Origin of the sequence: Aeromonas sp. S12(2024), assembly GCF_041402305.1 — a bacterium.
GTDB lineage: Bacteria > Pseudomonadota > Gammaproteobacteria > Enterobacterales > Aeromonadaceae > Aeromonas > Aeromonas veronii.
Map to the genome: position 1 here is coordinate 1 of NZ_JBGLRB010000002.1, position 17070 is coordinate 17070.

Annotated in this window: 10 protein-coding genes; 9 read left to right on the top strand and 1 reads right to left on the bottom strand. The window is 52.5% G+C overall.

Features of this window, described 5'->3' with window-relative positions; all coding sequences use genetic code 11:
• The first annotated feature begins 819 nt into the window (after positions 1–819).
• From ACB035_RS01995 to brxL, 9 genes are all read left to right on the top strand, one after another.
• A complete protein-coding gene (locus tag ACB035_RS01995) occupies positions 820–1320 on the top strand; it encodes a terminase (RefSeq protein WP_371166548.1) in 501 nt (166 codons plus the stop codon).
• 545 nt (positions 1321–1865) lie between these two features.
• On the top strand, positions 1866–2369 hold the full coding sequence (locus ACB035_RS02000) for a BrxE family protein (RefSeq protein ID WP_100653502.1): 504 nt from the start codon (positions 1866–1868) through the stop codon (positions 2367–2369).
• Positions 2366–3148, top strand: a complete 783-nt coding sequence (locus tag ACB035_RS02005) for a BrxA family protein (RefSeq protein WP_371166549.1) — start codon at positions 2366–2368, stop codon at positions 3146–3148. Before ACB035_RS02000 ends, ACB035_RS02005 begins: the two co-directional genes overlap by 4 nt.
• A complete protein-coding gene (locus ACB035_RS02010) occupies positions 3129–3701 on the top strand; it encodes a BREX protein BrxB domain-containing protein (RefSeq protein ID WP_100653504.1) in 573 nt (190 codons plus the stop codon). The genes ACB035_RS02005 and ACB035_RS02010 overlap by 20 nt, the downstream gene beginning before the upstream one ends.
• A 15-nt stretch (positions 3702–3716) precedes the next feature.
• Positions 3717–7367, top strand: coding sequence for a BREX system P-loop protein BrxC (brxC, locus tag ACB035_RS02015; protein WP_371166550.1), 3651 nt, complete (start codon positions 3717–3719; stop codon positions 7365–7367).
• 2 nt (positions 7368–7369) lie between these two features.
• On the top strand, positions 7370–9271 hold the full coding sequence (locus ACB035_RS02020; protein ID WP_371166551.1) for an Eco57I restriction-modification methylase domain-containing protein: 1902 nt from the start codon (positions 7370–7372) through the stop codon (positions 9269–9271).
• Positions 9268–11187 carry a hypothetical protein gene (locus ACB035_RS02025; protein ID WP_371166552.1) on the top strand — a complete coding sequence of 640 codons (1920 nt, stop codon included), beginning with the start codon at positions 9268–9270 and terminating at the stop codon, positions 11185–11187. Before ACB035_RS02020 ends, ACB035_RS02025 begins: the two co-directional genes overlap by 4 nt.
• Positions 11184–13706, top strand: a complete 2523-nt coding sequence (locus ACB035_RS02030) for a PglZ domain-containing protein (RefSeq protein ID WP_371166553.1) — start codon at positions 11184–11186, stop codon at positions 13704–13706. Before ACB035_RS02025 ends, ACB035_RS02030 begins: the two co-directional genes overlap by 4 nt.
• A gap of 2 nt (positions 13707–13708) precedes the next feature.
• Positions 13709–15766 carry a BREX system Lon protease-like protein BrxL gene (gene brxL, locus ACB035_RS02035; RefSeq protein WP_371166554.1) on the top strand — a complete coding sequence of 686 codons (2058 nt, stop codon included), beginning with the start codon at positions 13709–13711 and terminating at the stop codon, positions 15764–15766.
• 641 nt (positions 15767–16407) lie between these two features.
• On the opposite strand, the gene ACB035_RS02040 is transcribed toward brxL, so the two are convergent.
• Positions 16408–16932: an acyloxyacyl hydrolase gene (locus ACB035_RS02040; protein WP_371166555.1), complete on the bottom strand. Its 525-nt coding sequence runs from the start codon at positions 16930–16932 to the stop codon at positions 16408–16410.
• Positions 16933–17070: the final 138 nt, after the last annotated feature.

Consider the following 17070-nt stretch of genomic DNA (forward strand, 5'->3'; position numbering starts at 1 on the left):
GGAAGTCGAGAGCTTGAGCGATACGCATAAAAAATCCGAAACCAATCAACAGGTTTCGGATTTTCACACAACAGAAGGATCGGTCAATGGATCCTTAACTGATCGGCATTAGGCTCCTTGCGGGGCCTTTTTCTAACTTGAGGGGAGGGGCATACCCCATTTCATAGTCACTGAGTCACTTTACTGTGTGAATGTCTTGTCCTGCACGGGTTGGGATGCAGTGACCAACATTGATTCATGGTCACTGTTTGTCACTGGGTCACTGCCCTGATGCTTCTTGATGGATGGCAGATGGGAGATGACGCAATGAGTGGATCAGTGAAAGCAGTGCCCAAAAGACTGATGTGAGTGACTCCCAGAGACCATGACAAATCATGGTCACTAGCTGCTAGCCCAATGATGGCGGGATGTTTATCAAAACAGTGACCAAGTGACTATCACAGACAACTTCTTGCCACACACAGCTGCGTTTGCACTGACGGGGCTCCCCCTGTAGGGCTGGATACCTACTTGCCTCCTCGGAAATACTGGTCGCCTATGATCTATTCCCCTATGCATTCAACAGATTCCCCAGACTGGCACAGTATCGAATTTGCGTACTGTGCTGGCCGCCAGAGTGTTCGCCAGATAGCGATAGAGCACGGCATTTCACATACCGCCATTAACAAGCGGGCCAAGACGCACAAATGGTCAAGAGTCACAACACCTGTTAACGCTGCCTCATCTTCAGCTATGCCTACGGCTCCTATAAGTGGCGCAGAACACGTGGATTCTACAACTCAAGTTATGATCCCAGTTGTCACTCCTCAGGTTTCCACGGTGGAAACCAATACGTCGAATCCCAAGCCGGTAACAAGAGGCCGTCGGAGCGCATACACGAACGAGTTGGGGGAGGCCATATGTAGCGCCATTGCTGATGGGGTGAGTCTACGAGCAGTGTTGGCTCGTCCGGGGATGCCGTCCAAATCCATGGTGATGCGCTGGTTGGCTGATGAACGCTACATAGAATTTAGGGACCAGTACACGTGTGCGCGCGAGGATCTGGCCGACAAACTGGCCGACGAGATCCTCCAGATTGCCGATGACGGCAGCAATGACACCCTCCTCGACGCCAACGGGAACGTGAAAGTTAACCATGATGTGATTGCTCGTGCCCGCCTGCAGATCGATGCTCGTAAATGGCTGGCCTCAAAGCTAGCTCCCAAGAAGTATGGCGATGGGGGGCGGCGAGAAGACTCTGGCGTTAACCACGGGAGCATGCAGGTGAAATCGACAGTCACGTTTGTTAATCCACCCAACATAGTCGAGATGCTGATCTGAACTGGATGATAACGAACAGCATGTTCCTCAAATGCTTCGATGCGCTGGATCAGGGCTAGGGTGGGGTTGTATGGATCTGCAGATGGGCGCAGTGGGTGCAGAGCGCAGGCCTAACAACCGCACAAGGTAACGCTACCACCTCTTGCAATACCGGGCGGGAGCTGGCCGGGCGCGCGAGCCGAATTGGTTGCGTCGTGAGATCCTACAGGACTGCGAAAATTAACCTGTTAACCTTGGTCAATTTTGAACACAGCTCGCTGTTCATTTCGTTACTAATTGACAGAAACTTAACCTTGGTCAATTTTGAACGCGGCTTGCTGTTCATTTCGTTACTGATTGACAGAAACTCTTTATGTTAACATCGTCATCTCTTTGATTTGTCAGGTGATCCACTTTAACGTTTCAGGAACAAAATATTCTTGAACGCTAGAATGCGCGGGTTTCTCTTGAGTTCATTTGTGCAAAGAGCCCAGTCTGGGCGATACAACTGCTGCTTATAGCAGTTCAGCCTAGCGGCACCGTTGAAAATCGATATAGGATCTTTGATGAATACCATCGCAAAAACAATCGCAGAACTACGGGTTCTGGTTGGCTACCTAGGGGAGCACGACCAAGCTAATTGGTGGGGCAGCCAATTCTTTGGTGCTACAGCTGCTGCTTTTTTGGCTCCAATATTTAACCGTTCTCTGTTTCTTGCCCAATACCAGGGGTCAACTGCGGCGGCAGCTAAGGTTCACGACGAGGTCATTGGTGTTGGCCGTATCTATCACCTATTTCGTTTGCCGCTCGGGTTAGAGCAAGCTTCTGCTGACGCTCTGAACGACATCACTTTCGTTCAAGCAGTGCAAGCTAGATTGGTAAGTCGTGAGTTTGCGCTGACACGCTTGACTGAATTGGCAAAAAAAACAGAATCCGCATCGCCAGGCCCCGTGTCACTGGGGCTGATGAGTCAAGACATCAGTGCCGAATTACAACGTGCTGCGGGCTTTTATTGTGCCGCCTTCACCTCCGGAATCCAGACGTTCCCCTACATTCGGGAGGCTGAGTGAATCAGCAGCTTTACACTACCCAGCTATCCGCGGGGTTGGGACTTTTAGACGAAACTAGGCAGCTGCTTCAGGTTTATCAACCTGGAATGAATGCATCACAGTTACATGAGGCTGCACTGACATCCGGCCGCTTTCCTTTGGTCACTGCGCGGCGACTACGCAATATCATCGTAGAGTGCTTTGCACCACGTTACCTGCGTGACCCATATGTTGCTTTACGCCTCAAAACCTTGGTGGGTCGCTTCACATCCTCCGAGCTGAATCAATTGTTCTTCCTCTACACTGCACGCGCCAATCTTCTATTAGCTGACTTTGTGCGAGAGGTTTATTGGCCCAGATACGCAGCTGGCCGAAATGATCTTCAACTGGAAGATGCGCATGAATTCATTACACACAATGTCCGGGAAGGCAAAACCAAAGCGCCATGGTCGGACATCACGGTAAAGCGCAATGCCTCGTATTTGATGGGCTGCTGCGCCGACTATGGATTGCTCACCACCACAGGCCGCAACCAGCGCTCGATTGCTGCATATCGCATCTTGCCAAAGGTCGCAGCCTATTTGGCCTACGACTTGAAGTTCAGTGGTCTTGGCGACAACCAAATTGTTTCAAGCGCCGACTGGAATCTATTTGGGCTGGAGCGTGCCGACGTCCGTGATCAATTCAAGCGTCTGTCATTACAAGGCCTGCTCATATTCCAGGCCGCCTCCGATGTCGTGCATATCGGGTGGACCTATAAAAGCATGGAGGAACTGATCGATGTCATCGCTCAAAGCTGATTTCAATGAGTTGATGGAGCGAATCAAGCAAGGGCGCGAGTTTGGCCATGCCAGCTTTGAGCCCATTTTCTACTTGGTTTTCCCGCCCAATCAGATCCTCAATGTAAAGCGTGAAACTCCCGCGTGGGTGCATAGGCTGCGCAATGAAGGTTGGGAAGTAGAGACCTTTTCGATCGCTGAACATGTTGCTGACATTATAGAGAAGGCTCCACTTCGCAAGATCTGGCTTGCGGCCGATCAGAAGGCACCATTGGCATGGAGCAAGACCAATGCGTCGCTCGCCAATGCCATCAGCAACGGCGCATTACAGGCACGCATCGAAGCCAAGCTGGCCACGCTTGAGGGCAAGCCTAAGGCCATTTTGCTAGTCACCGACCTTGAGGCGCTGCATCCCTACACGCGCATCGGTGTCATCGAAGGCAAGCTGCAAGGCAAGTTCCATGTTCCCACCGTGTTCTTCTACCCTGGTGTGCGCACCGGCAAGACCCGACTCAAATTTCTGGGGTTCTACCCCGACGATGGCAACTACCGCTCTGTCCACGTCGGCGGCTAATCATTGAGGTAAAACATGACGATCAAAAAACTCTTCGACCCCAGCAAGAACATCAATCGCAGCATTGAAAAGGTCATTACCTATGGCGTGTCACAAGAGGCGCGCCTGAAATCGGAAATCTCCGAATATGTGGTCACCGACAGCATCGACCAGCAGTTCGAGAATCTCCTGCTCAAAATGGAAGCCGCCATGGATATTGGTGGCGAAAATGAAGTCGGCGTCTGGGTGTCAGGCTTCTATGGCTCCGGTAAGAGCTCGTTTACCAAGTATCTGGGGTTGGCATTTGATGACAGCATCACTATTGATGGTGTTCCATTTATTCAGCATCTCCAAGATCGCCTGAAGCGTCAGCAAACCAAATCATTGCTGTCAAACGTAGCCAAGCGCTTTCCGGCTGCAGTGCTGATGTTGGACCTGGCCAGCGAACAGGTCGCCGGTGCGACCATGGAAGAGGTGTCAACAGTCCTTTTCTACAAGGTGCTGCAATGGGCGGGCTACTCGCGCAATCTTAAAGTTGCTGCGCTGGAACGCAGGCTTAAGAAGGAAGGTCGCTACAACGAATTCCTTGACGCATTCAAAGAAGCTGCGGGCGGTGAAGACTGGAACAACTACCGCAATGACGAGTTGGTGGTCGATAGCCTCATCCCTGAGATCGCGCATAAGCTGTACCCCACGCTTTTCAAGACGCCCACCTCGTTCACCACCGAATCCAGTGAGATCGTCGTGTTCGAAAACGACCGTGTGCGTGAAATGCTGGAGATTGCCCGCGAGGCATCGGGCAAGGAATACATCATCTTCATCATCGATGAAGTGGGTCAGTACGTTGGCCCACGGCCCAATCTGATCCTGAACCTCGATGGTCTGGCGAAGAACCTGAAAAACATCGGCGATGGCAAGGTCTGGATCGTCGGTACGGCGCAGCAAACGCTCACGGCGGATGACGCAAAGGCCGCTCTCAATTCGCCCGAGCTTTTCAAACTCAACGACCGCTTCCCGATCCAAATCGCCCTTGAATCCAACGACATCAAGGAAATTTGCTATACGCGGTTGTTGGGCAAATCGTCAGTAGCTGAAAGCCAATTGGGCGGGTTGTTTGATCAGTATGGTCAACAGCTGCGTCAGAACACCAAGCTGGTCGATGCACGTGTCTATGGCGTCGACTTCGATCGCAAGGCCTTTGTCGATCTCTACCCGTTCCTGCCTGCGCACTTCGACATCCTGCTGCACTTGCTCGGTGCACTGGCTAAGTCTACGGGGGGCATTGGCTTGCGCTCGGCGATCAAGGTGGTACAAGACATTCTGATCGACGGCACAGAGAGCAAGCCAGCCGTAGCAGAGCAAGAGGTTGGCTGGTTAGTTACTACAGTGACGCTGTTTGATGCACTGGATAAAGACATTAAACGCGCTTTCGCCACCTTGCACGCATCGGTCGAGAAAGCCACCAAAATCCGCTTTTCGCATTCCGAGCTGCATCAAAACATCGCCAAGACCGTCGCTGTTCTGCAAATCTTGGGCAACCTGCCTATCACCCGGCAAAACGTCACCAGCCTGATGCACGCCAGCATCTCCGGGGCATCTCAAGCAGATGCGGTGGCCAAAGCGGTTGAAGAGCTAATCAACGACCCCATCGTTCCCTTTGGCGAACAAGACGGCAACCTTTGCTTCTTCAGCGAAAAGCTTAACGACATTGAGCAAGAACGCAGTCAAGTTGCCCTTCGCGGTGTTGAGCTGCGCCGCATCGTGAACGAAGCATTGATCAGCGTCTACGCGCCATTGCCTGCCACCCAACTGCACGGCTCCTACGCCGTCTCTACCGGGCTCAAGGCGCAATCGGCTGGCAACGTGCCCGCATCGTTGGCGGGTGAGCGCAATCAGATCCAAACCATTGTAGAGCTGGTCGACCCCAAAGAAATAGATAACGCACGTACCCGTCTCACTGACGAATCGCGTCACAACTCGTCCAAGTTCAACATCTATCTGGTGGGTCGCACCACGCCGGAAATGGATGAACTGACGGCCGACATCCACCGCTGCCGAGAAATCGCCAACCGCTACCGCAGCGATCCGGATCAAGAGATCCGCGAATACTGCAACGGCCAAGCCGACCGTGCCGAGCACCTCAGCACCAAACTGAGGGCGCAGATCCAGCGCAGTCTGTTGCAAGGCTCGTTCATCTTCCGAGGCCAGGTTGTTGCAGTGGATACGCTGGCAACCGACTTGCTGGATGCCGCGCGTAAGCACCTGAGCGAAGTCGCCGAACAAGTATTCGATCGCTATGCAGAAGCACCGGTGCGCGCCGGAACCGAACTCGCCGAGAAATTCCTCCGAGTCGGCAATTTGTCGGGCATCACCAGCGCGCTCGATCCGCTGAACCTTGTGCAAACCCAAGGCGGGCGGCATAGCATTCGCACCGACCACCTGGCCATGATCAGCATCCGTGATTACATCGATCGCAATGGCACCGTGGACGGCAAACGCCTGACCGACGTCTTTGCAGATGCGCCCTTTGGTTGGTCAGCAGACACCCTGCGCTATCTGGTGGCAGCCATGCTGCTGGCTGGTGAGATCAAGCTCAAGGTGGCGGGGCGCGAAGTGACCGTCAACGGCCAGCAAGCCATCGACGCTATCAAGACCAACAACACCTTCAAGAGCATCGGCATTTCGCTGCGCGGCGGCGACCGTCCGTCAAACGACGTACTCGCTCGCGCTGCAATCCGGTTGACCGAACTCACGGGCGACACCGTCGTGCCGTTGGAAGACGATATCAGCAAGGTCACCACCAAGCTCTTTCCGCAACTGCAGCACCAATATGGCCCGCTCACGGAGAAGCTGCGTGCCCTGAGCCTGCCGGGAGTAAAACGCCTGCAAGATCTCACACACGAGATTAACGACGTCCTGCTTACCGATGCGTCGGATGCGCCACGCCGCTTGGGCAATGAGCAGTCCGAGCTGTTCGAAAATCTCAAATGGGCGGCCGAAGTCAAACTCAAGTTGGAGCAAGGCCTGGAGCAAACGCTGCGCGATCTGCGCCAGCACTGCACGGCCATTGCCAGCCTGCCGAACGTGGCCTTGCTGGCCAAGCTGAAAGAAGAGTTGGCTGAGGCGCTCAGCCTGATTGAGGAGCGCCTGCAGCAGGCTGACTTCTATCGATTTGCGGCCGATTTCAGCACCAGTCTCACCACCATTCGTGCCCGCATTCGCGATACGGTGATTGCGATGCAAGACCTGCTCAAAACACGTATTAAAGAGGCCGAGGTTGACCTTAAGCGCGTGCCGGAATGGATCAAGCTCACCCAGCAAGAGCAAACCGAACTGCTGGGCAACCTTGAGCGGCTGATTGTAGATGTGGCCCCCGACTTGGCGGGCCTCACCACCATGCTCAACAAGGACTACGAACTGCAATCCCAAGTGCAATCGCTCAAGCATCGCATCGAGCGCTTGGGGCAACAGCGCATCAGGGAAGAGTTAGAAGCAGAAACGACACAACCGGAAGAGGCACATGAGCCAAAACCCATTGTGCAGCGTCAATTCAAAGCGAAGACAAAGATTACGTCATTGAATGATCTAGATGCCCTGATCTCGAAACTGCAACAACTGCGTGGTGAACTGAGATATGCCCATGAGTTTGCGCTCAAGCTCGAATTGCAGGAAGAGGGGGACGCATAAGCATGGCTTTTGATCAATCTACCCGTGGGCGTTTGCAAAAGCTGGTTAACAGTTGCCGCGCCCTGCTATCTGACGAATTCAGCATCCAGCTTCAGCAAACCTATGGCCTAGACCCCAACACCGGTGAAGTGACACCCATGGCACGACTTACCCATCTGGACGACCGCCAGCGTCACACGGCCGAAGTGCTGCGCCAAACCCTGGCGCACTACCTGGGCGCAGATGCCGACGACACTGATCACCGCATTGCGGTGCTCGACCGTATGGTGCGCGAGCAAGCGTTTACCGTGCTCAATCGTTTGGCGGCATTGCTGATGATGGAAGCGCGTGGACAACTTTTCGAGTCGCTCAGCAAAGGCTACCAATCGCGTGGCTACCAGCTCTATAGTCGCATTGCCGGTACGGCGCTGGGTGAAACCGGTCAGTCATATCAGGTTTATCTGTTCAGCGTGTTCGACGAGCTGGCGCAAGAGCTGCCCGCACTGTTCGACCGCTACGCCGCCAATGGCTTGCTGTTCCCGCGTGAGACCGCCCTGCGTGCGCTGCTGGATGAACTGAACCACTTTGAGATTGAACCTCTCTGGGCGGCAGACGAAACCATCGGTTGGATTTACCAATATTTCAATTCCAAAGAAGAGCGCAAGGCCATGCGCGATGCCAGCCAGGTTCCACGCAATAGCCGCGAGCTTGCTGTACGCAACCAGTTCTTTACGCCGCGCTATGTGGTGGAGTTTTTGGTCGATAACACGCTGGGGCGTCTCTGGTTTAACGCCACGGGCGGGCAAAAGGATCTGCGCGACCGCTGCCAATACTTGCTGGTCAAGCCTGATGAGCAACCGCAAGCCGCCATAAAACTGCGGGACCCGCGAACCCTAAAGCTGTTGGACCCGGCCTGCGGTTCTATGCATTTTGGCCTGTATGCCTTCGATCTGTTCCTTGAGATTTACCGTGAAGCCTGGGCCTGGGAACAGCAACATGGCCCAGGTTCGCTCGATGTCTCGACCCATCCCCAAGCTGCACTTAAGCCACTGAGCCAGACTTATGAGGACGAAGCCGCTTTTGCGCGCGATGTGCCACGTCTGATTATCGAATACAACATCTACGGCGTGGACATCGACCCGCGTGCTGCGCAGATCGCCACCTTGGCGCTGTGGCTACGGGCGCAGCGTGCTTGGCATGATACCAACGTGAAAGCCAAAGATCGCCCGTGTATTGGTCAAGGCCATGTGGTAGCTGCCATTGCACCACCCGCTGAACGTGAATTGCGCCAACAGTTTGCCGCCAACCTCGATCAACGCGATGCCGAACTGTTCGAAAAGACGCTGCAGCTACTAAAGGGCTTGCCGGAGATGGGCGTATTGCTCCAAGTCGAGCGCGAGCTACCGAATCTGATTAGCCAAGTCTATGTGGGCAAGGGCACAGACCTGTTTGCCGCGCAGGAGCAGGAAAGCTGGCAACAAGCTGAGGCGCGCCTGCGCGCTGAACTAACTGAATTTGCCCAGGCCGCGAAATCGACCTACCAAGGGCGTCTATTTGCTCAAGATGCGCTACAAGGATTGCGCCTCATCGATCTGTGTCGCGAAATGTTCGATGTGGTAGTGATGAACCCGCCTTTTGGTGCGCTTGCCGCTAACACTAAAGACCAGCTCGCCAAAGCCTATCCCCGCAGTAAGAACGATTTGTTAGCCATCATGGTTGAGCGCGGACTGCAACTATTACGTGCTGGCGGTCGTATCGGAGCCATCACTTCGCGTGCTTGTTTCTATCTTTCTGACTATAGGAAATGGCGCGAGGAAATAGTTCTTGGAGTTTCAAAACCAGAGGTTGTTGCTGATCTCGGATTGGGGGTGATGGACGATGCAATGGTTGAAGCGGCGGCCTATGTGTTGGAGAAACAATCATGACTCACTTCTTGCGTTTATTGACCGAGCAGAACAAGGAGAACGCATTGGTTACCGCCTGCCAGAGCGTGCGTAAAGGGCATTCAGATTCTAGTCATTTTGAGCTATCTGCTGAATCGTTCGATGCTGTTCCGGGGAAGCCATTTGCCTACTGGGTGAGTGACGCAGTTCGTAATGTATTTACGGAACAGAGTTCTTTGGAAGCAGCTGAGAGAACTGCCCGACAAGGTTTAGCAACAGCAGAGGACTTTCGATTTGTCCGCGCTTGGTGGGAATCGCAAAGTTCAGGATGGTTTGGATTCGCTAAGGGCGGAGCATTTTCACGTTTCTATGCCGATGTGTACCTGCTAACAAACTGGGCACATGACGGGGCCGAAATAAAAGCCGGTATTTGCCGACGCTATCCATACTTACACGGAAATGCCGAGTTCGTCGCAAAGAATCCACAGTACTACCTTCGTCCCGGCCTTACCTGGCCTCGACGCACTCAAGGCGGCTTGAGCATGCGCGCATTGCCTGCAGGTTGTATCTTCGCTGATAAAGGCCCGGCTGCATTTGTAGACACTGACGAACCAGATGAATTACTCGCGCTGCTGGCAATAGTTAATAGCAGTTCTTTTGCATTATTAGTTTCGCTGCAGGTTTCTTTTGGGTCTTATGAGGTTGGCGTAATACAGAGGACACCTGTGCCTACCTTAAATGCAACCATACGCCAAAGGTTAGCCTCATTTTCTCGGAAAGCATGGTCGCTAAAGCGCTCCCATGACACTACCGATGAGACCACTCATGCTTTTGTATTACCCTCCGCATTACATATGCGGCTTGGTGATATTGATCTGAATAGGATCGAGGCAGATTTAACTTATATTCAATCAGAGATCGATGATATAGCCTTTGATCTTTATGGCTTCAATGAAGCTGACCGTATAGCCGTGCAAGGCAACCAAGATGTGACCAACGATGGCGATACCGAGGCTAGCGCAGATGATGAAGGCGACGAAGAAGACAGCGCAGCCTCCATTGACCACACGACCGGCTTATTGAGCTGGGCCGTCGGCGTGGCCTTTGGTCGCTTCGACTGGCGCTTGGCCACAGGTGAGCGCGCAGCACCCGCCGAGCCAGAACCATTCGATCCGCTACCAGCTAAAAGCCCCGGCATGCTGCCAGATGGCGCGGAACCGTTCCATGCGCATGCTGGCATTCTGGTAGACGACCAAGGGCATCCGCACGATCTTGCTCGCTTGGTTGAAGAAGTGCTGAGTCGCGTTGATGTGTCCGTTCCGGATGATGTGCGTCGCTGGCTGCGAAAGGATTTCTTCGCCTTCCATCTGCAGCGCTATTCCAAGAGCCGCCGCAAAGCGCCTATCTATTGGCCGTTGGCCACCACCTCCGGTAGCTACACGCTGTGGGTCTATTACCCATCCATGAACAACCAAACGTTGTTCACTGCGGTGAATGATTTCCTCGATGGCCCCAACGGCAAACTGACACAAGTCAGCCGTGAATGTGCAGAGTTGCGTATTAAGGGCAGCGGTCGTTCACGTGATGAGGAAAAGCAATTTGAGGCGCTGCAAACCTTCGAGCAAGAGCTCACCGACCTGCGCGACACCTTGCTCAAGATCGCGCCAACCTACCAGCCTAACCACAATGACGGTGTACAAATCACCGCCGCGCCGCTCTGGCCTTTATTCCGCCACAAGGCCTGGCAAAAGGTATTGAAAGACACCTGGGCCAAGCTGGAGAAAGGCAACTACGACTGGGCGCACCTGGCCATGACCTACTGGCCAGATCGCGTGCGCGAGAAGTGCAAAACCGACAAATCTCTTGCCATCGCCCATGGGCTGGAAGATTTGTACATCGAGCCAGAGAAGGCTCCCAAGAAAACGCGCGGAAAAAAGAAAGCGGGAGCTAACGCATGAGTATTGCTGAATTTATCCAGGACAAAATATTGCGGCCTCGGTTGCAGAAAGCCGGGAGCCTCGTTGTATATGACCCCGCAGGCTATTACCAAAGCGTCTGTAACGGTTTAGCCGACGAAAAGCTGCTGGTTGTAGATGCATCAAAGAGCAGTATTGATAGTCGGGTTGCTGCCATGCAGGGTCTGCGTGAGGTGATCGATCGGCAGCTCGCAGGGATCTTGGTTTATGTGCCAGCAAAAGCGCCCGAAAGCGATGAAGAACGGCAAACTGATCCATTCGCTCCCATCGCTGCAGCGGGAGCAATTTTCCCTGAAGGGGATGGTGACAGCTTTCAAAGCCTTTGCCTGAAGGCGAGGCCAGATCACACCACGGCGATACGGGCTATCTTCGAGCAGGATGCTTCACCTAGTTTTGCTGTGGTGGATGCGATTGGCGGCGGCTTGGGCTGGCCCAACTTGCGTGCGCTACTGGCAGTCGAGTCCGCCCGGGACATTCTGTTTGCGCTGCTTGTGCCAAACGATGCGCAGCAGGCCGCATTGAAAGGCAGTGATAGCTGGGTGACAGAGGCGCGTGATTTACTCCGCAATAGCATGGGGCTGACATTGAAGACTCGGGGCAAGACATGGGACTCTGTGGCCAATGAGTTGTGGCGCTTTGTCTTGTTCAGCGAGTTTGTATTTGATCTGCCTGGTAACTTGCCTGCCAACTTGAATGATGTGCCGCGAGCCGAGGTTCATGCCAAGCCTTTGATTGAAGACTTGTGTGAGCGGCTGCGTAATGATCGCCGTACCCAGACTACCTATATTGAACGCGCAGAGGAAATTGAGAGGGATTTCAATCTGGTCAGCTATTTTGATGGTTGGTCTGATTTGGGGAATCGAGATACGTTCCCGTTTGAAGAGCGCACATTTTTGAGCCGTGCTATCAACGGTATTTTACGCGATGACATTGACCTGGTAATGAGTATCTCAGAACACCGACAGCAGTCGGTGTGGACAGGCAAAGGCGAGAGCCGTGCCCAGTGGGATTTGATTCGATCTGCTGCTGAGTTGCTGCAAACCTGTGATGACATGGAGCGGCAACTTTCTGATAACGCTCGTAATCTTGATATGCTGGTGGCCTTTTATGTGAGCCACCTGCGTGAGGTTGATCGCTTACATCGCGAGTTCGAGCAGGCTGTGGGTGATTTCGACTGGCAAGATACGCAAAGCATCATGACGCCGGTCAAACAGCAAGTGCGCAAGCAGTATGGCAAACTGGCCGAGAAGGTGCAGCTGATCTTTACCCGGCATGTGCAGCAAAGCGGCTGGCCGCTAGCTGGACAGCTATCGAATGCTGATGTGTTCGACTGCATCGTCGCGCCCAAGTTGCAAAAGAACGGCCACAAGGTGGCGTACTTCATGATCGATGCGCTGCGCTACGAATTAGGTGTGGCGCTAGAGCGACAATTGTTGGAAGACGGACAAGTTGAAATTCAAGCTGCCATGGCGCAGCTACCGAGTATCACGCCTGTCGGCATGGCGAGTTTGTTGCCAGGTGCTGGGCAGCAACTTCGTATCAAGAACGATGAACATTGTTTGCTACCAATGTTGGGTGATCAGGCGGTGGGCACAGTCGCTCAGCGTATGGATGTGCTTAATAAAAAGTACGGCCAACGTTTCGAAGAGGGGCGCCTAGAAGACTTTGTTCGCGGACGTTTCGATATTTCCCCTGAAACCGACTTGCTAGTGTTGCGTGCGGTTGAGATAGATAGCCACTTTGAAAATCACCCCGACACTGCGCCTGCTGAGATTACCAATGCGCTGAAGCGTATTCGGGTCGCTATCCATAAGTTGAAAGAGCGAGGTTTTCACGAGGTAGTGATTGCGACCGATCACGGCTTCTTCATGAACACCCACGCAGGTGCGGGCGATGTTTGCAGCAAGCCCGCTGGCAACTGGATTGGCATTCATGACCGGTGCGCACTGGGTGACGGTGCTGGCGATGGGAACCACTTGGTTATCTCAGCTGAGAAGATGGGTATACGGGGCGATTTTGCCAAGTTAGCAGCGCCATATTCACTGGCGGCTTACCGTAGTAGCTTGCTCTATTATCACGGCGGTATTTCGCTTCAAGAGTGCGTTGTGCCGGTGATAACGATGCAGTTAAAAGCATCCAATCAGCCTGCTCTTCAGAAAGCCTCAGTAGCGATGAGCTACAAAAACGGTGCCAAGGCAATTACTACTCGTATGCCCGTCATCGATCTTGCAATTGAAACAACAGATATGTTTTCGATTGAAAACAATTTTGAAATTTTGTTGGAAGCCCACAATAAAAAGGGTGATGTAGTGGGCGAGGCTAAAGCGGGAGGTGTTGTCAACCCGGCCACAGGAACATTATCTTTGACGCCCGGTGACAAGGTTCAAGTCACACTCAGGATGCACATGGATTTCGAAGGTAAATTCAAGGTAAAGGCTTTGCATCCAACAACTTATGCAGTGTATTGCCAACTTGACCTAGAAACGGACTATGCGGTGTAAAAATGATGAATGAACTTGACCAAAAGCTAACTGATACCTTTGATGGCAAGGTGTTGCGCAAGGATCTACTCCATCGAATCAAGAAGGGAACTAACGTTCCGACATTTGTGTTGGAGTTCCTGCTTGCGCGCTTTTGTGCGAGTGACGATCAAGCAGAAATGGATGCAGGTATGGAGGCGGTACTAGCCAGCCTGCAAGACAATTATGTAAAACCTGACGAGGCCAATGCCGCGCAGTCAAAGGTTGCAACCAAGGGCAAGCATCGCTTTATCGACAAGGTTCATGTGCGGTATGTCGAGAAAGAAAAGCGCCATTGGGCTTCATTGGAAAACTTCAACTCACAGCGTATCGCTATCGGTGATAAATTTTATCGAGACAATGACCGTTTGCTGGAAGGGGGGATTTGGGCTGAAGTAACGTTGGCACATAACGCCATCGAGGAAGACGACTACGCGTTTTACATTGAGGACTTACGTCCCATCCAGATCAGCCGCTTTGATTTTGACCGATATTGTGAAGGTCGAATGAAGTTCACCCGTGATGAATGGATCGCGGTGATCCTGCGTACCGTTGGCCTGGAGCCGACAAAGCTCTCAAAGCGTGTTTGCATGCATTTTATTGCGCGCCTAGCGGCACTCGTTGAGCCCAATTACAACTACATTGAGCTTGGGCCACGAGGCACTGGAAAGTCGTATTTCTTCAGTGAATTTTCCCCCTACGCCACACTTATTTCTGGTGGACAGGCGACTAAGTCGGCACTGTTCTACAACAACGCACGTCGTAAGGTTGGGTTGGTAGGTTTCTGGGACACGGTAGCGTTTGATGAGGTTGGCGGCATCAAAGTCAAAGATCCAGACACTATTCAGATCATGAAGGATTTCATGGCGAATGGACGCTTTTCACGCGGCGCAGAAGTGATCGCTGATGCCAGTCTTAGCTTTGTTGGCAACTTCGACCTTTCTATCAGCCAAGTAGTTAACTCGGCCGAACATGATCTTTTCCAGCCATTACCTGCAGAGTTTGACCTCGCCATCATGGATCGATTTGCAGCCTATATACCTGGTTGGGAAATGCCCAAGAACAGTAGTGAGTTTCTAACCAACTGCTACGGGTTCATTACCGACTACCTGGCGGAAGCATTCCACTACCAGTTCAAGCATACCAATCGATATGAAGAGGCCAGCAAGCGGATCCGTCTAGGCAAGAGTGTTGAAGGCCGTGATGAAAAAGGCATCAAAAAAACCGTTTGTGCCTTCCTGAAAATTCTGCACCCGACTGGTTCTCCGACCGATCAGGAATTCGAAGAATATGTTTCCTATGCGGTCGAGTGCCGTCGACGCGTGAAAGAACAGATGAATAAACGCAAACCCGATGATGAGTTTGCGCGCATCGATCTCTCATTCCTTAATGCGCAGGGGCAAGAGGTGATTGTCTATTGCCCTGAGTCGAAAGATGCTTCAGCAACACAGCAGCCTTTGCGGCGGAAACTCAACGACAAGAGTGCACATGAACGTAACGTGGCGACAGAGGTTAGACAAGAGTTACCTGCAATCCAAGATGAACCGATATCCTCTGTCGTTGTGCCTGATGAATTGATCGAACGCCATTTCACAATCATGTATGGGGATATGGGACATAGTTATGAGTCGATCATTGGCCCTTATCTACAAGGGGCTAAGGCTGTCGTCATTGAAGAACCCTATGTTCGGCTTCAGCACCAGATCCAGAATTTCGTTCGCTTTTGTGAATGTATTTTGAAAGCTGGGACAGTGAAGAAAATCAACCTTGTTACCGGATACGATGACAATACGCAGCTGGTCGATATCCAACAAAAACTCGACGAATTGAAGCAGAGCCTTTTGGAGCTCGATGTGGAACTGGAAGTGAAACTCAATCCGAACATGCACGATCGGGAGATCAGTATCGACAATGGGTGGGTCATCAAGATTGGTCGAGGACTGGATTTTTTCCAGAAACCAAGTGGTTGGTTTGAAGTGGGCACACATGATTTGAGTTTACGCAAGTGCTTAGAAACGAAGGTGGATATTTTCCGGGCTTGATTTCTCGGTAGTCTACGAAGCAACTGCCACCTTGACTGTTGAACACTGTCTCAGGAAATGAGAGGTAAAGTGTTCACGTTGAACCGGAATCGGTGTTCATGATCGGCCGGAATATGCAGCAGGGCGGTGGTACTAAAATATTATTGGTATACGGATAGGTATACGATGAGTTTTTTATAATGCGCATTCGTTGATTTTAGAGGCTTTGGTGCGTCATCTTCGATTCCGGCCTCGGCACCATTAAAATCAAAGAGTTACAGAAGGCCACTAGAAATAGTGGCCTTTTCTTTTGCCTAAATGGCGCCAAAGTGGCGACAGCGCTTTTTTAAGTGGTTCACCCTTCCTGTCATGTGGAGTAACAGGATCTTCTTGTAGGATGCAGCTCTGCCTGATGGTGCAGTTCATGCGGCGACTTTCCCTGGCCATGTTTCGGTGTGCTGTCAGACAGAAATGAGAATGGCCCCACATTGTGGGGCCATTCTCGGATCCAGTTATCACTCCTGCGTTTCTTCTAGCTGCACGTCGATATTCTTCTTCTGGGTAGCATCGCCGTTGGTGAACGATGTTATCGTCTGGTCGTTATGGACCATGCACACCTGTATTCCGTTGCGTAGTCTACAGACCAAGGCATAAGCCTGTAATCAGAACCGGTACTCGATATGGAGGGTATGGCTGTCCAGCCCCGGGTTCTTGTCATACATATATGCGTTGGACATGTGCTCATACTGATAGCCGATCAGCCAATTTTTGGTGATGGCGTAACCGAGGCCGATACCCAGGGCGAACTGTAAGGGGCCGCCGTAATCCTTGTAGCCGTGGCCGTGAGTGCCAAATTGGTACTGATCGAGCCAGACCATCTCGCCGGGGAGCCAGGTCACCCAGTTACCCCATTGGCATTCGATACGGGCGCCGCCCCCCACTCTGGCGGTCTCTTCATCTTCTACCTTGAGCGTTCCGGCACGTACCCCCAGCCCAAATTGACAGCCTGAGTCTCCCCAGCGCCAGAACATGTGGTGGAACTTGGCGTCGGCGATGTTGATGTCGAGCTTTTCATTGCTGAAGGCCTTGCCAAGCTGCAGTACCACGATATTGTCATTGGCCATCGTAGCCGGACTGACGAGCAGTGCTGTCAGCAGGCCAATCCTTGATAGAGTGTTAGCGTCCATGCCCCCTCCCGATCCTTGTTGTCATCGTGGTGATCCTGTTGATCACCCTTCAGGCATAGTCAATCGACGCGCTTCCTGTCAATGCATGGTCACTCGGTAAAAAAATTAAATATTTATGAAAAATCAACTATCTGCGAT